Origin of the sequence: Actinacidiphila yeochonensis CN732 (assembly GCF_000745345.1) — a bacterium.
Taxonomy (GTDB): Bacteria; Actinomycetota; Actinomycetes; order Streptomycetales; family Streptomycetaceae; genus Actinacidiphila; species Actinacidiphila yeochonensis.
Genome location: NZ_JQNR01000004.1, coordinates 378,018 through 397,785, shown reverse-complemented (window position 1 = coordinate 397,785; position 19,768 = coordinate 378,018). Strand labels below are relative to the sequence as shown.

The following is a 19,768-nucleotide window of genomic DNA, read 5'->3' as shown; positions in this document are numbered from 1 at the left end:
CCCGCGCCCCGGCCCGTACCGGCCGCCCCGCCGCCCGAGCCCGGCGCGCCGGACGCGCTCGGTGCCCTGGAGGAGCTGGCCGACGACGAGTTGGCGGCGCTGCTGGCCGCCGAACTCGACGCGTTCGACGGCGTCGGCGGTCTCGAGGACGTTCTCGGCAACGGTCCGGGAGACGACACGGGTGCCGCCCCCGGGGACCGGCACCCCACCACGACAGCGACGGGGAGGCACAGACATGACCACCGCGCCCGACCAGCGCACCCTCCTGGAACAGGCACTGCGCCAGTTACGGGAGGCCCGCACCCGGCTGGCGGCGGCCGAACGCGGCCGACCGGAGCCGCTGGCCGTCATCGGGGCGGCCGTCCGCGCCCCCGGCGGCGTCGCCGACCTGGACACCCTGTGGGAGCGGCTGCGGGCGGGCACCGACGCCGTCACCCCGTGGCACGCCGACCCCTCGGGCCGCCGCGCCGGCGGCGACGGCTCCGCCACCGGCCGCTGGGCCGGGCAACTGGACCAGGTGGACGGCTTCGACGCGGACTTCTTCGGCATCAGCGGCGACGAGGCCGACCACATGGACCCGCAGCAGCGGCTGGTGCTGGAGACCGCGTGGGAGGCCGCCGAGGACGCCGGGCTGCCGCTGGAGCGGCTGCGCGAGCGGCCCACCGGGGTCTTCCTCGGCATGTACGGCGCGGACTACCTGACGATGCAATTCGCCGGGCAGGCCGGTATCAACGCCTTCACCGCGCCCGGCGGCGCGCACAGCATCGCCGCCAACCGCGTCTCCTACCTGCTGGACCTGCGCGGCCCCAGCCTGGTGGTGGACACCGCGTGCTCCTCCTCGCTGGTCGCCCTGCACCTGGCGGCGCGCGCGCTGCGCGCCGGCGACTGCGACCTCGCCCTGGTCGGCGGCGTCAACGTCATCCTCGGCGAGGCCGCGATGGCGGCCACGGAGAAGGTGCTGCCGATGGCGTCCGGCGGCCGCTGCCGCAGCTTCGACGCCGGCGCGGACGGGATCGTACGGTCCGAGGGGTGCGGGGTGCTGCTGCTCCAGCGGGCCGCCGACGCGCGGGCCGACGGCCGACGGGTCCGCGCCCTGGTCCGCGGCACCGCCGTCAACCACAACGGCCGCACCAACGGCCTGACCGCGCCCAGCCCGCGCGCCCAGGCCGAGCTGCTGCGCCGGGCGCTGGCCGACGGCGCCGCGGACCCGGCGGACGTGGTGTACGTCGAGGCGCACGGCACCGGCACCCACCTGGGCGACCCGATCGAGGCCGAGGCGGTCCGCGAGGTGTACGGCGCGGGTCCGGTGCCGTGCGCGATCGGCTCGGCGAAGTCCAACTTCGGCCACCAGGAGGCCGCGGCGGGCGTGGTCGGGCTGCTGAAGGCGATGCTGGTGCTCGACCGGGGCGAGGTCCCGCCCGGGCTGCACCTGGACGAGCTGAACCCGGAGGTGGACCTCGGCGGGTCGCGGCTGTCGGTCCCGACGGTGCTGACCCCGCTCGCCGCGCCGCCCGAGGGGCGCCCGCCGCTGGCCGCCGTCAGCTCCTTCGGCTTCGGCGGCGCCAACGCGCACGTGGTGCTCCAGGCCCCCGAACTCCCTGTGGGAGAGGGGGCGGAGGAGGCCGCCGAGAACGTTCCCGAGGGCGGGCTGCTGCTGCCGCTCTCGGCGCGGAGCGCCGGCGCGCTGGCCGAACTGGTCGGCGCGTACGCCGGGTTGCTGAACGGCAGCAGCCCGCGGGAGGCGGCCCGGCTGTGCGCCGCCGCGGCCGCCGGCCGCAGCCACCACCGGTTCCGGCTGTGCGCGACCGCGCCGGACCCGGCCGCGCTCGCCGCCGAACTCCGCTCGGTGTGGACGGACTTCCTGCGTCCTGTGGCGACCGGCCGGCGGATCGGCTTCGTGTTCAGCGGGCAGGGCACCCAGTGGGCCGGCATGGGCCGGGACCTGCTGGCCGAGCCGGTGGTGCGGGCCGAGGCCGAGCGGTGCGACGCGGTGGTCCGCGAACTGGCCGGCTGGTCGGTGCTGGAGGAGCTGCGGAGTACCGGTCCGGGCCGGCTGGGACGTACCGACGTCGCCCAGGTGTGCATCGCCGTGCTCCAGTTGGGGCTGGCGGCGCTGTGGTCGTCGTGGGGGGTGCGGCCCACCGCGGTGGCCGGGCACAGCATGGGCGAGATCGTGGCCGCGTGCCACAGCGGCGCGCTGGACCGGCGGCAGGCGTTCGACCTCATCCTGACCCGGGCCCGGGTGATCGAGGAGGGCGCGCGGGGCGGCGCCATGAGCGGGCTCGCCCTGCCGGCGGCCGAGGCGGCCGAGGTGGTCGAGCGGGCGCTGGCCGAGGGCGGCGGGCGGCTCGGCGTGGCCGCCGTGAACAGCCCGCACTCCACGGTGGTGGCCGGCGACCCGCGGCTGGTGGAGCGGGCCGAGGCGCTGGCCGCGCGGCGCGGCGCGAGGTTCCGGCGGCTGGCCGTGGAGTACGCCTTCCACAGCCCGCTGCTGGACGGCCGGGACGCCGAACTCAGCGCCGCCGTCAAGCACGTCACACCCGTCCCGGGCCGCCTCGCGCACTACTCCACCGTCACCGGCGACCGCGTCCGGGCCGCCGACCTGACGCCCGAGCACTGGGGCCGCAACCTGCGCGACGCGGTGCTCTTCGCCGACGCGGCCGCCGCGATGGCCCGGGACGGCGTCACCGTCCTGGTGGAGGTCGGCCCGCACCCGGTGCTGCTGCGGGACATCGCGGCGACCCTGGACGGCGTGCCGCACACCGCCGTCGGCAGCCTGCGCCGGGACACGGCCGGGCGGACGGCGCTCAACGCGTCGCTGGCCGAGCTGTACCGGGCCGGCACCGACCTGGACTGGGCCGCGGTCAGCCCGCCGCGCGGCCCGGCCGCGCTGCCGCTGTACCCGTGGCAGCGCCGCCGCCACTGGCTGCGGCTGCGGGCCGCCGCGCCCACGCCCGGCGCGGACCTCGCGGCGGACGACACGCCGGACGCGGCGCCGGTGCCGGACGCCCCGGCGCTGGCCGCGCTGCCGGCGGCCGAGCTGGAGGAGACGCTGGTCGGCTACGTGCGGGCCCAGCTCGCGGACTCCCTCGACCTGGAGGGCCCCGGCCGGGTGCGGGCCGACAGCACCTTCGACTCGCTGGGCCTGAGCTCGCTGATGATCGTCGAACTCAAGAACCGCGTCGAGCGGGACTTCGCCGTGGCGGTGCCGCTCCAGGCGCTGCTGGAGGGCGGTACTCCGCGCGGCCTGGCCCGCGCCGTCGCCGGCAGTCTCACCGCCGGCGCCGCACCGCCGCACGGCTCTCGGACCGGACCCGGCACCACCGATGACAGCGGAGCGTGACGTACCCGTGGACCCCGTGGACACCCTCGGCAACAACCCGCCGGCCTCGGCCCGGAGCGGCCCGGCCGCCACCGCGACCGCGCCGGCCCCGGACCGGCTGCCCTCCGGCGCGACCGCCGGCACCGTGCTGACCTGCTCGATGACCCGGCCCGACGCCCGGCTGCGCCTGGTGTGCTTCCCGCACTCCGGCGCCGGCCCGGCCGTCTTCCACCGCTGGGCGCACCCGCTCGGCCGCGAGGTCGAGGTGTGGAGCGCCACGATGCCGGGCCGGGCCGCCCGCTCCGGCGAGCCCTTCGCCACCGACTGGGCAGGGCTCACCGCCGAGTTCGCGGACGCGGTGGAGGCCCTGGTGCCCGGCCCGTACGCGCTGTTCGGGCAGAGCCTGGGCTCGGTCGTGGCCTTCGAGGTCGGCCGGGAGCTGACCCGGCGCGGCCGGCCGCCGCTGCACTTCGTCTCCTCCGCCGGCGCGGCGCCCGACGTGCGCCCGGTGTTCACCGTCCCCGAGGACGACGACGCGCTGATCCGCAAGGTCGACGTCCACTACGCCGGCATCCCCGCGGCGGTGAAGGCGGTGCCCGAACTCGTCGCGTACTTCCTTCCCGTCCTGCGGGCGGACCTGGAACTGGCCGCCTCCTACACCTACCGGCCGGGCCCCGGACTGCCGTGCCCGGTGACCGCGTTCGCCGGCGACCGGGACGGCACCGTCTCCGCCGACGGCCTGGCCGCCTGGCGGCGCCACGCGGGCGGCGGCTTCGAGGCGTACCGGCTCCCCGGCGGGCACTTCGCCTTCACCGACCACGAGGACCGGGCGCTGCGGACGATCGCCCGCAGGCTGCGGGGCCGGCCGTGACCGCCGCCGGCCGCCCCTCGGGGGCTCCCCGCCGTCCGCCGCCCGCGCCGGCACGGCGGGATCGACCGGTACGGCCGCACGCGGAACCACCGGCACGGCCGCACGTAACTCCCCACCCGCACGCCCGGGCCGCACGCGGACCGGTGCGCACAGCAGCAGGAGGTTGTCATGGGCGCGGTGATCACGGCCGACCGGCGGCCGGCGGCGGGCCACAGCCGGATCCTGGGCACGGGCTCCTTCCGGCCCGCCCGGGTGGTCGGCAACGACGAGGTGGCCGGGCCGATCCACTCCAGCGACGATTGGATCGTCAGCCGCTCCGGCATCCGGACCCGCCGGTTCGCCGGCGAGGCGGAGCCGGTGGTGGACATGGCCGTGGCGGCGGGCGCCCGGGCGCTGGAGGACGCCGGCGTCGCCCCGGAGCAGATCGACACGGTGCTGGTGGCCAGCATGTCCTCCCAACTGGCCGCGCCCACGCTCTCCACCCGGGTGGCGCACCGGCTGGGCGTGGGTACGCCGGCCGCGCTGGACATCAACGCGGCCTGCTCCGGCTTCTGTTACGGCACCGAGCTGGCCAGCAGCCTGGTCCGCTGCGGCGGTGCCCGCAACGTGCTGCTGATCGGCGCGGAGCGCATGTCGGACCTGGTCGACCCGGCCGACCGCTCGACGGCGTTCCTCTTCGGCGACGGGGCCGGCGCCGCGGTGATCGGCCCGTCGGACGCCCCCGGGATCGGCCCGGTCGTGTGGGGCTCGGACGGCGGCCGGGCCGGCGTGATCACCATGACGGCCCCCTTCGGCACCGTGCGGCGGCCCCAACCGCCGGGCGCGCTGCGGATGGAGGGCCCGGCGGTGTTCCGCTGGGCGATCAGCGAGATGGGGGACGTCGCCCAGCTCGCGGTGAAGAACGCCGGATTGAGCATCACCGACATCGACGTGTTCGTTCCGCACCAGGCGAACCTGCGGATCGTGGAGACCCTGGCCGGCGCGCTGGCGCTGCGCGGCGACGCGGTGGTGGCGCGGGACGTGGTGGACACCGGCAACACCTCCGCCGCCTCCGTCCCGCTGGCCCTGGACCGGCTGCGGACCGAGGGCGCGGCCCGCTCCGGCGACCTCGCCCTGCTGATGGGGTTCGGCGCCGGGCTGGCCTACGCGGCGCAGGTGGTCCGGCTGCCGTGAGCCGGACCGCACGACCCCGTCGGCCCGGCCGGCACGGCAGGCACAGCAGGCACAGCCGCGAGCGCCGGGGTCTCCGGCACCGAACCTACCGAGGGAGTTGTTGTGGCCGAGCAGTTCGACGTCGTGGTGGTGGGGTCCCGGGTCGCCGGGGCTCCGCTGGCCGCCCTCCTGGCCCGGCGGGGGGTGAAGGTGGCGGTGCTGGAGCAGACCGTCTTCCCGCAGCCCACGCTGTCCTCGCACTGCATCCAGGCCGACGCGCTGGCCTTCCTCGACCGCTTCGGCGTCCTGGAGAAGGTGAAGGCCACCGGCGCGCGGCTGATGACGCACACCGACACGCGGCTGGAGGACTTCCGCTTCGTCGCGGAGTTCCCGAAGTTCCCCGGCTTCGCCGGCGGCGCGGCCAGCATCCGCCGCCACGTCCTGGACCCGATCCTCGCCGACGCCGCCGCCGAGTCCGGCGCCGACCTGCGGATGGGCGCGAAGGTCGTGGACCTGGTGGAGGAGCGCGGCCGGGTGGCGGGCGTGCGGGTGCTGAGGGGCGGCCGGGAGTCGGTGCTCAGGGCCCGGCTGGTGGTCGGCTGCGACGGCCGCACGTCCACCGTGGCGAGGAACCGCGGCGCCCGCCGCTACAACGTCACCCGCAACGAACGCTGGTACTACTGGACGTACTTCGAGGGCGCCGACCTGTCCGGAGCGCCCACCTTCGTCTTCCACCGCTGGGGCGACCGCCACATCTTCGGCGGCCCCGCCGACAACGGCCTGTACATCGTCGGGGTGTCCCCGCAGGAGCACGAGAAGGAACGTTTCCGGGCCGACCGGCACGAGTCGCTGATGGAGCACGTGCGCTCCTGCGAGCCGGTGGCCGAGGTGCTGTCGGAGGCGAAGGTCGCCGAGAAGATCTACGGCATCCTGCACTTCGAGGGCTACTTCCGCGAGGCGGCCGGCCCCGGCTGGGTGCTGCTCGGCGACTCCGGGCACTTCAAGGACCCGGCGGCCGGGCGCGGCATCGGCGACGCCTTCCACCAGGCCGAGCGGCTGACCGGGGCGATCGTCAAGGGCCTGCGCGAGTCCGACGCGGCGCTGGACCGCGGCACCGCCGCGTTCTGGCGCTGGCGGGACCGGCAGTACTCCGAGTACTACTGGCTCGCCACCGACCTGGGCCGGGTCGGGCCGCTGCCCTCGGTGGTGCCCGAGGTGGCGGAGGGCATGTACGACGCGGGCCGGATCGGGTCGTTCCTGGAGCTGTTCAGCCACCGCTCCGGGCCCTCCGAGCTGATCACGCCGGGCCGGCTGCTGGGCGCGGCGGGCCGCCGGCTGCTGGGGCCGGGCGGCGGGCGGCGGGAGTTCGCCCGCGACCTCGGCGAGACCCTCCGCGACGAGGCCCGCCGCCGCTGGCTCAGCCGCCGGCCGGTCTACGAGCGGCTCACCGCCCGCGCTACGAACTGCGGGCAGCCGTGGCGGAGGAGGCCCGCAAGGAGCACGGCCGGGCCGGCGCCCCGGCGGCCTGAGCACGGGGCCACCGGCTCCGGAGCCCATGACGGCCGGACGGCCGGAGCGGCCGTCCGGCTCGGCTCCGGGCCCGGAACCCCCGCCCCGCCTCACGCACCGCCCGAGCACCGTCCCCGCCCCGCCGCCGTACAGCCCACACACCGTCCCCGCCCCGCCGCCGTACAGCCCACGCACGGCCCCGGCCACCGCGCCCGGCCACCGCACCCCCGAGGCGCACCGAACCACCCCGGCGCGCCCGGGGAGCACCTCCCCGTCCCCCGAACACGCCCGAGCACGCCGAGAAAGCAGGTCCGCCATGTCCGCGTACGAGGCCGCGGCTCCCGAAGCGCCGCGCATCCGGCTCACCCACGAGCAGACGGTGCCACGGGCCATCGCCCACCGCCGCGCCGTCGGCGAGGTGTTCGTCACCGACTCCGCCGCAGTCTCCGACGACGAGTTCCTGCTCGCCTGGCAGATCCCCCGGGCGCACGCCCTGTGGGGGGACCGCCTGGCGCCGTTCCACGACCCGTTCGCGGTGGCGGAGGCGGCCCGGCAGGGCTCCTTCGTCGTCGTCCACCGGCACCTGGACATCCCGCTGGACCTGCCGTTCAGCCTCCAGCGGTTCGCCTTCCAGGTGCACGACCTGGCCGCCTTCCGGGACGACCGGTCCTGGCCGCTCCAGGGCCTGCTGCGCTACCGGATCTCCGACCGGCGGACGCGCGGCGGCGACCTCGGCAGCATGACGCTCCACGGCGAGGTCGAGATCGGCGGCGCGGTGGTGATGGAGGTGGGCGGCGACGTCGTCTTCCTCTCCCGGGCCGACTACCGGGCGCTGCGGGAGTTCCAGCGCTCCCGCAAGCCCCTCGCGGCGGAGGCCGACCGGTCGCCCGCGGAGCCGCTTCCGCCGGCCTTGGTGGGCCGCGCCGACGTGCGCAACGTGGTCGTCGGCGAGCCGGAGCCGCTGCGCTTCCCGGCCGGGCTGCTGCGCTACCCGCTCGTCGTCGACCGCACCCACCCCTCCTACTTCGACCACGACTACGACCACGTGCCGGGCCCCTTCGTCGTGGAGGGGTTCCGGCAGGCGGCGCTGCTGGCGGCCGGCCGCGACGGCGCGCTGGCCTCGCCGGTGGCGGCGATGACCGGGCTGGAGACCACGTTCGCGGACTTCGGCGAGTTCGAGGCGCCGCTGCACTACTCGGCGGAGGTGCAGCCCCGCCAGGAGGGCGAGCCGCGAGTCCACGTCCAGGTCGGACTGCACCAGTTCGGCGCCGAACTCGCCCAGGGCCGTATCGAGCTGACGCCCTACACCGACTGCTGACGCCGCCTCACATCCGGCTCGAACCGGCGCCGCCGGGTCCCGAACCGGTCCCGAACCCGGTCCCGGGGGGAACTCGCCTCCGGGACCTCACCACGACCCCATCCGCTCATCGACCACCCCCCGACCACCCCTCGACGAACCATCAAACGGGACACCTCGCAAAGGAATCACGACATGTCATCGATGAACAGGCGCAGCGTCCTCAGGAGTGCCGTCGGCACCGCCGGAGCCGTCGCCGTCAGCGGCGCGGCGGCCGCCACGGCCGAGGCCGCGCCGGCCGGGAACGCCGCACCGGCCGCCACCGCCCGGAGCACCGGCCCGACCACCGGCTCGGTGCCGCCCGCGCCCAGTGTGACGGCGTCGGACGCCCGCTACCCCGAGCTGGTGCGCGGGGTCAACCAGCGCTGGGTGGCGGCGCCGGACGCGGTCCGCCTGGTGACCACCGCCGACCAGGTCCTCCAGATCGTCCAGGACGCCGCCACCGCCGGGAAGCGGGTGGCGGTGCGCAGCGGCGGCCACTGCTACTGCGACTTCGTCTCCAACGCGCAGACACAGATCATCATCGACCTGTCCGCGATGCACGCGATCACCTACGACACGGAGCGCTGCGCCTTCAGCGTCGAGGCCGGGGCCCAGCTCGGTCAGGTCTACGAGGTGCTGTACCGCGAGTGGGGGGTCACCGTGCCCGGCGGGGTGTGCCCGTCGGTCGGCATAGGCGGCCATGCCACGGGCGGCGGATTCGGGCTTCTCACACGGCAGTTCGGCCTGGTCGCCGACTACATCGAGGCCGTCGAGGCGGTGGTCGTCGACAGCCGGAGGAAGGCGCACCGGATCGTCGCCTCCCGCAACCCCTCCGACCCGAACCACGACCTGTGGTGGGCGGTCACCGGCGGGGGCGGCGGCAGCTTCGGCGTCATCACCCGCTACTGGTTCCGCTCCGCCGACGCCACGGGAAGCAACCCGTCGGCCCAGCTGCCGGCGCCGCCGAAGAGCATCCTGCTCTCGTCGGTCGGCGCGCCCTGGGCGACGGTGTCGCAGGACCAGTTCACGCAGCTGGTGACCAACTTCACCAACTGGTACCTGGCCAACAGCGCCGCCGGCTCGGACCTGCTCGGCCTGTCCGGGGTGCTGCTGGCCAAGGCCCGCTCGGGCGGCGGCCTCGGCCTGCTCACCCAGATCGACGCCTCGATCCCCGACGCCGCCGACGTTCTGGCCGAGTACGGCCAGGCCGTGACCGCGGGCACCGGCATCACCACGCCGTTCCTCGGCCGCCCGGTCAACTGGCTGGCCTCCACCAAGCTGGTGGCCCTCAACAACCCGGTGCTGCTGTACGACCCCACGATGCGCAGCGCGATCAAGACGGCGTGGACGAAGCAGAACTTCACCGACGCCCAACTGGCCACCATCTACCAGCAGCTGCTGCGCACGGACTTCGACAACGCCAACGCGACGCTGCAACTCGCGGGCGCGGGCGGCCGGATGAACCAGGTCGACCGGACCGCCACGGCCTCCGTGCACCGCGACGCGGTGCTCTTCGCGGAGTTCGAGACGTTCTGGGTCTCACCGGCCGACGACGCGGCCAACCTCGCCTGGCTGCGCGACATCTACGGCCGGACCTTCGCCGACACCGGCGGCTACCCCGTCCCCGGCGACCGCTTCGACGGCACCTACATCAACAACCCGGACACCGACATCACCGACCCGGCCTACAACATCTCGGGGGTGCCGTGGACCACCCTGTACTGGGGTGAGAACTACCCGCGGCTCCAGCAGGCCAAGGCCGCGTTCGACCCGACGGACTTCTTCCGCCACGCCCAGTCCGTCCGGCTCCCCGGCGCCTCGTAGGACGACGGCCGGCCGGCCCGGCACCCTGGCCCCCGCCCGGCGCGCCCCCTTCGCGCCGGGCGGGAACACCGGAGGCACACCGGGAGCGTCCCCGGACGGCTCCGGTTCTCCCGCCGCCCCGCCGCCCCGCCGCGCGGCGGGGTGGCGGGAGAACCCGGCCGCCACGTCCGCGGGCCGGCCGCCTTCCCTCCCCCGGCGTCGTACCGATCCTCCGACGCCCTCCATGCGTCCGCCGTACGCCCCCCGTACGCCCTCCGTACCCGCTCCGACCTGGCCGGAAAGTGCGGGGAAGCTTTGGCCAAGGATTGGACGCCGGGGGGAGCGCCGGGGCGTGGGGGGTTACCGTGGAGGACATGCGCTTGAGCCAGCACCAGCCGTCGGTCGGGGGAACCTCGGAGCAGGGCGGGACGGCGGGGCGTTCCCTCTACGTGCCGGTCCGGCGCGGACCCGCGGGGGACGTGGTCCGCCTGTGGCGCACCCCCTTCGGTACGAGAACGGCTGTGGCCTTCACCACAGACCGGCGGCTGCGCTCGGTGCTCGGGCCCACCCAGCCGTGGATACGGCTCTCGGAGACCGCCCTTCGGCGGCTGGCCGAGCCGCTCGGCGCCCGGCTCATCACCGTCGACCCGCTGCTCACCGCACGTCCCGCCGGCAGCCGCGCGGCCGAGGCCGAGGTCGTGGCCGAGATCGGGCCCGCGAACGCACCGCAGGACGTGTCGGGCGTGCCCGCCGTGTCCACCGTTTCCCCGATCACGCCTGTGCCGCCCGCGACCGCCGCCCACCGCCCGGGCCGCGGGCAGGGCCGCCGCACCCCCTCCGCCACCGCCTGACCGCTGTCCGGCCACGGGCCCTGGCCATCGCCCGGCGCGGCCCCGGTCACACCCCGGTCGCGCCTCCGGCCGGGCCGGCCGGTCGGGGTACCGGGCGATGCGGACTCCGGTGCCCGGGCGCGCCCCCGCTCGGTCCTGCGGCCGGACCCCGGCCCCGCCTCGCCCCTCTTCCCCGCTCCCGGGGTTTCCGTTATCGGTCCCGTGGTGGCACCGTCTCCTGTCCGAGGGCCCGTGGCGGGCCCGGACGGAAACGGAACGCGGAGCGGAGCGAGCCCATGCGTGCAGGCGACCGGGTCGGGCCGGACCCCCAGTTGGTGACCGCGGCGCGGGCCGGTGACCAGCGGGCCCTGGACGCGCTTGTCACCGAGTGCCTGCCGCTGGTCTACAACATCGTCGGGCGGGCCCTGGACGGCGGCGACGACGTCGACGACGTGGTCCAGGAGACGCTGCTGCGGGTGGTACGCGGCCTGGCCGAGCTACGCGATCCGGCCGCGTTCCGGTCCTGGCTGGTGGCGATAGCCGTCCGGCAGGTCCGCGACCGCGAGCAGGCCCGTGCCTCGGCCTGGCACCGGCAGACGGCCCTGGACGCGGCCGAGCTGATCCCCGACCCGGCCTCCGACTTCGCCTCCGTCACCATCCTGCGGCTGGGCCTGACCGACCAGCGCCGGGAGATCGCCGAGGCCACCCGCTGGCTGGACCACGAGGACCGCACGCTGCTGGCGCTGTGGTGGCTGGAGGAGACCGGCGACATCGGCCGGACCGAGCTGGCCGAGGCGCTCGGGCTGAGCCGCCGGCACGCGGCGGTGCGGGTCCAGCGGATGAAGGAGCGGCTGGAGACCTCGCGGGCGGTGGTACGGGCGCTCGGCGCCGTCGAGGAGTGCCCGGAGCTGGCCGAGCTGAACGCCGGCTGGGACGGCCTGCCCGGCCCGCTGTGGCGCAAGCGGTTCGCGCGGCACGTCCGGAGCTGTGCGGCGTGCGGCCGGGCGGGCGGGATGCTGCTGCCGATGGACCGGCTGCTCAGCGGGCTGCCGATGCTGCCGGTACCGGTCCGGCTCGCGCGCTGGCGCCCCGGCCCGACCGCCCCCAGCCCGCACCCCGCGCCCGGCCACCCCGCGGCCCACCCCGCGCCGCGGCCCGCACCCCACCTCGCGCCTCAGCCCGCACCCCACCCATCCGGCCAGGCGCACCCCTCCGCCGGTGCTCCCGCCGGGCCGGGCCGCCGACCCCCCGCACCGCGCACCACTCCGTCCGCCAACCCCCCACGGCGGAGCGGTGCGCACCGGGCCCACCGGCTGCGCCTCGCCCACGGCCCGGCCGCCGGGCCCGCTGCCGCCGTCACCGCCGTCGCGGCGGTGACGGCGGCAGCGGTGCTGGCCGTGCACCTCTCCGCCGAGCGGGCGGCGCCGGCCGCGCACGCCGCGCCGCCGACCCGGGCCACGACGGCCCCGGGCCCGCGGCAACGGCGCGGACCGCCGCCCCCACCGCCCCCGCCACCCCCGCCACCCCTGCCACCCCTGCCACCTCCGGCGTCCCGGCCGCCCGCACGCCGAGGCCCGCCCCGACCGCCCCGCGGCGGGCCGGCCCGCCACCCACGCCCCGGTGCGGGCCGCGACGGCACCGCCGCCGGCGGCCTCCTCCCGCAAGGGCGTGGGCGTGTGGGGCTTCGACGGCGTCGACACCGCGCTCGCCCGGTCCGGCGCCGGCTGGTACTACACCTGGTCCACCACGCACGCGGGCGTCTCCGGGCCGGGCTTCGTCCCGATGGTCTGGGGCGCGGACAGCGCGACCCCGGCCGCCCTCGCCCAGGCGAAGCAGGCGGGCCCGTACCTGCTCGGCTTCAACGAGCCGGACATGGCCGGGCAGTCGAACATGACGGTGGACCAGGCGCTGTCGCTCTGGCCGGCGCTGGAGTCGGCCGGCACGGTGCTCGGCAGCCCGGCCGTCGCGTACGGGGGCGACACCCCCGGCGGCTGGCTGGACCGCTTCATGACCGGCGCCCGGCAGAAGGGCTACCGCGTCGACTTCGTCGCCCTGCACTGGTACGGCGGGGACTTCACCACCGCTGAGGCCGTCGACCAGCTGCGCTCCTACCTCCAGGCCGTGTACGACCGCTACCACAAGCCCGTCTGGCTGACCGAGTTCGCGCTCACCGACTTCTCGACGGGCACCGCGCGCTACCCGACCGACCAGCAGCAGGCGGCGTTCCTCAGCGCCGCGACCCGGATGCTCGACGGGCTCCCCTACCTCCAGCGGTACGCCTGGTTCTGGCTGCCCGCCAAGGACGACGGCCCCAGCACCGGACTGTTCCGCAGCGGGCCGGCGGAGACCCCCGAGGGCCGGGCGTTCGAGGCCGCGCGCTGACGCCCGGGGGCGGCGCGGGAGCACGGCGCCGTCCGGGGCGCGTCACGGCGGCTCCACCCGGACCTCGGGCGCGGCCCGCGGGTCGGAGGCGGCGAGCAGGTCCAGGGCCTGGCCGGTGAGGGTGTCGCGGTCGGCCGGCCGCAGCGGCGCGAAGGGCGCGAGGACGACGGCGGCACGGCCGGGGGTGCGGGCGAACCGCCAGGTCCCGGCGACGAACCCGTCGAGCAGCAGCGTGCCGCGCACCAGGCCGTTCGCGGTGATCACCCGCTCCTTGGGGACGTCGCCGAGGACGCGGGCGCGGTCGGCGTGGGAGAGCAGGAGGTTGTCGAAGTCGGCGACCAGCCGCGGCGGCGCGGCCAGGTCCGGGTCGGCGAGCTCCGCGTCCGGCAGGTCGTACAGGACCGCGCCGTCCTCGGTGGTGACGGGGCGCAGGTCCATGGCGGCGAAGGTGCGGCGCAGCCCCGTCAGGCCGCTCCACTTCTGCGCGTCGGCGGGGGACGCGGGGCCGAAGGCGGCCAGGTAGCGGCGGACCGCGCCGGCCGGGTCGGGGTCCTGGGCGGGCGGGGCGCCGAGCCAGTCGTCGGCGAAGGCGTACCGGGGGCCGCCGGCGGCGCCCCACAGGCCGCGCGGCGGCACCTGGACCAGGGGCGCCCTGATCCGCAGCAGGTTCACCAGCGACTCCGGGTCCGCCTCGGGGAAGCGCGGGCCGAGCGCCGCCCGCAGCTCCGCGGGGCCCAGCGGCCCGCCCGCCAGCGCCTCCCGGCCGGCTGCCGCCAGCTCGGCGCGGTCCACCCCGGCGGCGCCGCGCGCCCAGCGGCTGGACTCCACCGCCCGGTCCAGCGCGGGCTGGAGCAGCGGCCGCAGCCAGTGGACGTCCTCGGCGGCCATCAGGTGCACGGTGGCGCGCATGGCGGTGATCCGGACGACGCGGCGCGAGGTCAGCAGCTCGCCGAGCGCGTCGAAGCGGAAGCCGGCGAGCCGCGACCACAGCCCCGGGTACGGCGAGGCCGGCGTCTGCGACTGGAGGCCGACGAGGTGCCGCACCACCTCCCGCGGCCCGGTGCGTGCCCGCTCCAGCAGGAACTGCCGGGTGAGCAGGGTGCGGTTGAGGGTGCGCCGGGAGACGGCTCCGGTGGGCATACCGCAACCGTAGGCCCCACCACCGACAGTGCCCGGCGCTCACGGGCCTCGGCGCGTCCGGCAGCGCCACGGCTCCCCGCGGGCCCCGGCGCGTCCGGCGCGGCTACGGCCCGTCCGGTGCGGCGGCCAGGGCCGGGTGCGGGCGGTGGATCGGGGTGCGCGCTGCGCTGAGGGGGGCGCCGGTGGCGCCGTAGCGGTCGGCGACGATCTCGGCGGCGATGGACAGCGCCGTCTCCTCGGGGGTGCGCGCGCCCAGGTCGAGGCCGATGGGCGAGCGCAGCCGGGCCAGCGCGGCCTCGGGCAGCCCGGCCTCGCGGAGCTGTTCCAGCCGCCGCAGGTGGGTGCGGCGCGAGCCCATCGCGCCGACGTACCCGAGCGGCAGCCGCAGCGCCCGGGCCAGCAGCGGCACGTCGAACTTCGCGTCGTGGGTGAGCACGCAGACGGCGGTGCGGCCGTCGGTGCGGCCGGCCCGCGCCTCGGCGTCGAGGTAGCGGTGCGGCCAGTCGACAACGACCCGTTCGGCGCCGGGGAAGCGGCGCGGGGTGGCGAAGACGGCGCGGGCGTCGCAGACGGTGACCCGGTAGCCGAGGAAGGCGCCGGCCCGCGCCAGGGCCGCGGCGAAGTCGACCGCGCCGAACACCAGCATGCGCGGCGGCGGCACGCTGGACTCCACGAGCAGCGTCAGCGGTTCGCCGCAGCGCCCGCCGTCCGCGCCGAGCACGGCGGTGCCGGTGCGGCCGGCCGCGAGCAGCGCGGCGGCCTCGGCGGCGGCCGAGGCGTCCCGTACGGGGTCGCCGAGCATGCCCTCGTGGCAGCCGTCGGGCCGCACCAGCAGGGCCCGGCCGAGCAGTGCGGGCGGTCCCGCGGTGATCCGGGCGAGGGCGGCGGCCTCGCCCGCGGCGGCGGCGGCCAGCGCGGCGCCGGTCTCGGGCCGCTCGGCGGGGTCGATCCGCTGGACGAGGACGTCGAGTTCGCCGCCGCAGGTCAGTCCGACGGCGAACGGGTCGCCGTCCTGACCTGCTGCGGCCGCGCCGTCGGTGCGGCCGAAGTGCTCGACGGCCGCCGGCGGCCCGTGGCCGGCCAGGGCGGCGCGGCACAGCTCGTAGACGGCCCCCTCGACGCACCCGCCGGAGACGCTGCCGGCCACGGTGCCGTCGGCGTCGACGGCGAGCGCCGCGCCGGCCTGCCGCGGGGCGCTGCCTGAGGTGGCGGCCACCGTGGCGACGGCGAACGGGCGCCCCCGCCGGAACCAGCGGTCCAACTCGGCGGCGAGGTCAAGCACGGCGCTCAACTCCTCGGCGGGTCATGGCCGTCGGGCCTGGGAGGGACGGAGTGTCCGGCGATGGCATGACGGACCGTCACTCTCGGTTCACGCGTGCGACGGTGAGGTGCTCCGGCCGTACCGGGGTGCGGTCGAGTGCCAGGCCGGTGGCCTGCCGGATGGCGGCGAGCACGGCCGGCGTGGCGGAGAGGGTGGGCGCCTCGCCGACACCGCGCAGTCCGTAGGGGGCGTGGATGTCGGCGAGTTCGAGGATGTCCACCGGGATCGCGGGGGTGTCGAGGATGGTGGGGATCAGGTAGTCGGTGAAGGACGGGTTGCGCACCCGCGCGGTCACCGGGTCGACGGTGATCTCCTCCATGACGGCGATCCCGAGGCCCTGCGTGCTGCCGCCCTGGATCTGCCCGGTCACCGACAGCGGGTTGAGGGCCTTGCCGACGTCCTGCGCGCAGGCCAGCTCCACCACCTTGACCAGGCCGAGTTCGGTGTCGACCTCGACGACGGCCCGGTGCGCGGCGAAGCTGTACTGGACGTGGCCGTCGCCCTGCCCGGTGCGGCGGTCGAACGGCTGGGTGGGGCGGTGCCGGAACTCCAGCGTCAGGTCGACCGCCTGGTCCTCCAGGACGGCGGCGATGTCGGCCAGCGACTCGCCGTCCTCGGTGACCACCTGGCCGTTCTCCAGGAGGAGTTCGGCGGTGGCCCAGGCCGGGTGGTAGGCGCCGAAGCGGCGCCGGCCGATCTCCAGCACCCGCTCCCGTACCGCCTCGCAGGTGTTCTTCACCGCGCCGCCGGTCATGTAGGTCTGCCGGGAGGCGGAGGTGCCGCCGGCCGACCCGACGGTGGTGTCGGCGGGCTGGATGGTGACCTGGGAGACGCCGAGTTCGGAGCGGGCGATCTGCGCGTGCACGGTGACGCCGCCCTGCCCGACCTCGGCCATCGCGGTGTGCACGGTGGCCACCGGGACGCCGCCCACGACCTCCATCCGCACCCGGGCGGTGGAGTAGTCGTCGTACCCCTCGGAGAAGCCGACGTTCTTGATGCCGACCGCGTAGCCGACGCCCCGCACCACGCCCTCGCCGTGTGTGGTGTTGGACAGGCCGCCGGGCAGGGCGCGCAGGTCGGGGCCCTCGGTGGTCTCCCACTGCCGTTCGGGCGGCAGCGGGCGGGCCTTGACGCGGCGCAGCAGCTCGGCGACGGGCGCGGGCGCGTCCACCAGCTGGCCGGTCGGCATCCGCGCGCCCTGCTCCATGGCGTTGATCTGGCGGAACTCGACCGGGTCCATGCCGAGTCCGGCGGCGACCTTGTCCATCTGGGCCTCGTAGGCGAAGCACGCCTGGACCGCGCCGAAGCCGCGCATGGCGCCGCAGGGCGGGTTGTTGGTGTAGAGCGCCAGCGCCTCCAGGTCCACGTCCTCCACCACGTAGGGGCCGACGCTCAGCGAGGCGGCGTTGCCGACCACGGCCGGGGAGGAGGAGGCGTACGCGCCGCCGTCCAGCACGATCCTGCACCGCACGTGGGTGAGCCGGCCGTCGCGGGTGGCGCCGTGCTCGTATTCCAGCCGGGCGGGGTGGCGGTGCACGTGGCCGAAGAACGACTCGAAGCGGTTGTAGACGATCTTCACCGGCCTGCCCGTGCGCAGCGCCAGCAGGCAGCCGTGGATCTGCATCGACAGGTCCTCCCGCCCGCCGAAGGCGCCGCCGACCCCGGAGAGCACCATCCGGACCTTCCGCTCCGGCAGTCCCAGCACCGGGGCGATCTGCCGCAGGTCGGAGTGGAGCCACTGGGTGGCCACGTACAGGTCCACGCCGCCGTCCTCGGCCGGCACCGCGAGGCCCGACTCCGGCCCGAGGAACGCCTGGTCCTGCATGCCGAAGACGTAGCTGCCGCGCACCACCACGTCGGCGCGGGCGGCGGCCGCGGCGGCGTCGCCGCGCACGACGGGCTGCCGGTGGACGATGTTGGGGTGCGGGACGTGGGCGCTGTGGGGGTCGTCGCGGTCCTCGTGGACGAGCACGGCGTCCGGGGCGAGCGCGCTCTCCTCGCCGGTGACGACCGGCAGCTCCTCGTACTCGACGCGGATGCCCGCCGCGGCCCGGCGGGCCGTCTCGGGGTGGTCTGCGGCCACCAGCGCGACGGGTTCGCCGTGGTGGCGTACCTTGCCGTGCGCCAGGACGGGCGTGTCGGGGATCTCCAGGCCGTAGTGGCGGACCTCGGTCGGCAGGTCGTCGTAGGTGAGCACCGCGTACACCCCGGGGGTGGCCAGGGCCCGCGAGGTGTCGATCGAGACGATGCGGGCGTGCGCGGTGGTGCTGCGCAGGGTGTGGCCCCAGAGCATGTCCTCGTGCCACAGGTCGGAGGCGTACGCGAACTCGCCGGTGGTCTTCAGCACGCCGTCGGGCCGCGGCGTGGACTCGCCGATCCGGCCGGTGCCGGCCCCGGCGACCCCCTGGGTGAGGCTGGTGGGCGTCCGGCCGGGGCCGGCTGCGGGCCGCCGGGCGGGGGCGTCGTCCATGGTCACACCGCCTGTTCCGTGCGGGCGGCCGCGAGGCGGACAGCGTCGAGGATCTTCTCGTAGCCGGTGCAGCGGCACAGGTTGCCCGACAGCGCCTCGCGGATGTCGCCGTCGCCGGGCGAGGGGTCGCGCTCCAGCAGCTCGTCGGCCGCGACCAGCAGCCCGGGGGTGCAGAAGCCGCACTGGACGGCGCCGGCGTCCAGGAACGCCTGCTGGACGACGGACAGCGTGCCGTCCGGCCCGGCCAGCCCCTCCACGGTCAGCACCTCCCGGCCCTCGGCCTGCCCGGCCGCGACCAGGCAGGAGCAGACCGGCACACCGTCCAGGCGGACCGTGCACGACCCGCACTCGCCCTGTTCGCAGGCGTTCTTGGAGCCCGGCAGGCCGAGCCGCTCGCGCAGCACGAACAGCAGGCTCTCGCCCTCCCACACGTCGTCGGCGGTCTGTCCGCGGCCGTTGACGGTGAACGTCACCCGCATGCCGTGCTCCCCTCTCGTCCGTCCCGGTACTGCTGCCAGCTCCACGCGAGGGTGCGCCGGGCCAGCACGCCCAGCGCGTGGCGGCGGTACGCGGCGGTGCCGCGCACGTCGTCGATGGGGTTGGCGGCGCCGGCCGCCAGCGCCGCGTACCGCCCGGCCAGCGAGGGCGGCAGCGGTCCGCGGCTCTCCCACAGGCCGGCCTCGTCGAGCGCGGCGGCCAGGAACTCCTCGGCGGCGACCGCCCGTACCGGGGTCGGCGCGGCCGACCCGATGCCGGTGCGCACCCGCCGGGCCGCCGGGTGCAGCGCGACGGCGAACGCGCAGACGGCGATCACCATCGCGTTGCGGGTGCCGACCTTGGAGAAGGACTGCGGCCCGGTCGCCCGGCGGACGTGGACGGCGCGGATCAGCTCCTCGGGCCGCAGCGCGTTGCGCTTGACGCCGGTGTAGAACGCGTCGATCGGGATCATCCGGGTGCCGTGCGCCGACTCCGCCTCCACCTCCGCCCCGGCGGCCAGCAGCGCCGGGTGCGCGTCGCCGGCCGGGGAGGCGGTGCCGAGGTTGCCGCCGACGCCGCCCCGGTTGCGGATCTGCGGCGAGGCGACGGTGCGGGCGGCCTGTGCCAGCCCGGGCAGCCGCCCGCCCAGCCGCTCGATGATCCTCGTGTACGGCACGGCAGCGCCCAGCCGGACGGCGTCCCCGGCGTCCTCCCACTCCGCGAGCTCCCCGATCCGGCCGAGGTCCAGCAGGTGGCGGGGCCGGCGGTGGTCGAAGTTGATCTCGACCATGACGTCCGTGCCGCCGGCGATCGGCACCGCGTCGGGGTGCTCGGCCTTGGCGGCGAGCGCCTCCTGCCAGGTGGCGGGGCGCAGGAACTCCATGGCGTCGTCCCTTCTCGGTACGGCGGGGGCCGTGTCCGTCGCGGGCCGGGTCGCCGTACGGCGGGTACGGGCGGGCTCGGGCGGGTGCTGCGGGTGCTGCGGGTACGGCGGGTACGGCGGGTACGGCGGGTACGGCGGGGTGCTGCCGGAACCGGCCCGCGGGTGGCCCGGGCCCGGGCTGTCCCATGACCTGTTCACGCGGCGTGCCCCAAGTACACGGCTGCTGGGCCGTCCGGGTGCAGTCACCGAACACCTGAACCGTTTGGGCG

The 19,768-nt window shown here is 76.5% G+C and carries 13 protein-coding genes and 2 pseudogenes; 9 read left to right on the top strand and 6 right to left on the bottom strand.

Translation table 11 applies throughout. The annotated features are described in order from the left end of the window. Positions 1-235 precede the first annotated feature (235 nt). The 4 genes and pseudogenes from BS72_RS08485 to BS72_RS39805 form a co-directional block, all read left to right on the top strand. Entirely contained in the window at positions 236-3,343 is a 3,108-nt protein-coding gene (locus BS72_RS08485) for a type I polyketide synthase (protein WP_051950824.1), read from the top strand. 7 nt (positions 3,344-3,350) lie between these two features. Continuing rightward, on the top strand, positions 3,351-4,193 hold the full coding sequence (locus BS72_RS08480) for a thioesterase II family protein (protein WP_157856180.1): 843 nt from the start codon (positions 3,351-3,353) through the stop codon (positions 4,191-4,193). 180 nt (positions 4,194-4,373) lie between these two features. After that, on the top strand, positions 4,374-5,366 hold the full coding sequence (locus tag BS72_RS08475; protein ID WP_037909573.1) for a beta-ketoacyl-ACP synthase III: 993 nt from the start codon (positions 4,374-4,376) through the stop codon (positions 5,364-5,366). 102 nt (positions 5,367-5,468) lie between these two features. After that, positions 5,469-6,371 (top strand): annotated as a pseudogene (locus BS72_RS39805) (NAD(P)/FAD-dependent oxidoreductase); the annotation flags it as partial. Positions 6,372-6,502: 131 nt separating this feature from the next. On the opposite strand, the gene BS72_RS36375 reads toward BS72_RS39805, so the two are convergent. Further along, the gene (locus BS72_RS36375) at positions 6,503-6,646 is read right to left on the bottom strand and encodes a hypothetical protein (RefSeq protein WP_157856179.1); all 144 of its coding nucleotides are present in this window, start codon (positions 6,644-6,646) and stop codon (positions 6,503-6,505) included. Between the two features lie 524 nt (positions 6,647-7,170). Between BS72_RS36375 and BS72_RS32090 the strand changes: the two genes are divergently transcribed. The 5 genes and pseudogenes from BS72_RS32090 to BS72_RS37920 all read left to right on the top strand — a co-directional run bounded on the left by BS72_RS32090 (position 7,171) and on the right by BS72_RS37920 (position 13,208). Next, on the top strand, positions 7,171-8,172 hold the full coding sequence (locus tag BS72_RS32090; protein WP_051950822.1) for an AfsA-related hotdog domain-containing protein: 1,002 nt from the start codon (positions 7,171-7,173) through the stop codon (positions 8,170-8,172). A gap of 174 nt (positions 8,173-8,346) precedes the next feature. Then, positions 8,347-10,017, top strand: a complete 1,671-nt coding sequence (locus tag BS72_RS08460) for an FAD-dependent oxidoreductase (RefSeq protein WP_037908403.1) — start codon at positions 8,347-8,349, stop codon at positions 10,015-10,017. A gap of 353 nt (positions 10,018-10,370) precedes the next feature. Then, positions 10,371-10,847 carry an SAV_915 family protein gene (locus BS72_RS37110; protein ID WP_198545822.1) on the top strand — a complete coding sequence of 159 codons (477 nt, stop codon included), beginning with the start codon at positions 10,371-10,373 and terminating at the stop codon, positions 10,845-10,847. A 275-nt stretch (positions 10,848-11,122) separates the two neighbouring features. Next, positions 11,123-11,623: pseudogene (locus tag BS72_RS37925) on the top strand (RNA polymerase sigma factor); the annotation flags it as partial. An 823-nt stretch (positions 11,624-12,446) separates the two neighbouring features. Beyond that, positions 12,447-13,208, top strand: coding sequence for a glycoside hydrolase family protein (locus BS72_RS37920; protein WP_232792282.1), 762 nt, complete (start codon positions 12,447-12,449; stop codon positions 13,206-13,208). A 42-nt stretch (positions 13,209-13,250) separates the two neighbouring features. On the opposite strand, the gene BS72_RS08440 is transcribed toward BS72_RS37920, so the two are convergent. From BS72_RS08440 to BS72_RS08420, 5 genes are all read right to left on the bottom strand, one after another. Beyond that, a complete protein-coding gene (locus tag BS72_RS08440) occupies positions 13,251-14,348 on the bottom strand; it encodes a winged helix DNA-binding domain-containing protein (protein ID WP_037908401.1) in 1,098 nt (365 codons plus the stop codon). A 103-nt stretch (positions 14,349-14,451) separates the two neighbouring features. Then, on the bottom strand, positions 14,452-15,630 hold the full coding sequence (locus tag BS72_RS08435; RefSeq protein ID WP_051950820.1) for an XdhC family protein: 1,179 nt from the start codon (positions 15,628-15,630) through the stop codon (positions 14,452-14,454). A gap of 76 nt (positions 15,631-15,706) precedes the next feature. Next, positions 15,707-18,139 (bottom strand): xanthine dehydrogenase family protein molybdopterin-binding subunit, encoded by a 2,433-nt coding sequence (locus BS72_RS08430; protein ID WP_037908398.1) that lies wholly within the window; start codon positions 18,137-18,139, stop codon positions 15,707-15,709. Positions 18,140-18,141: 2 nt separating this feature from the next. Continuing rightward, positions 18,142-18,618: a (2Fe-2S)-binding protein gene (locus tag BS72_RS08425; protein WP_037908395.1), complete on the bottom strand. Its 477-nt coding sequence runs from the start codon at positions 18,616-18,618 to the stop codon at positions 18,142-18,144. Continuing rightward, positions 18,609-19,499, bottom strand: coding sequence for an FAD binding domain-containing protein (locus tag BS72_RS08420; RefSeq protein WP_037908393.1), 891 nt, complete (start codon positions 19,497-19,499; stop codon positions 18,609-18,611). Before BS72_RS08420 ends, BS72_RS08425 begins: the two co-directional genes overlap by 10 nt. Positions 19,500-19,768 lie beyond the last annotated feature (269 nt).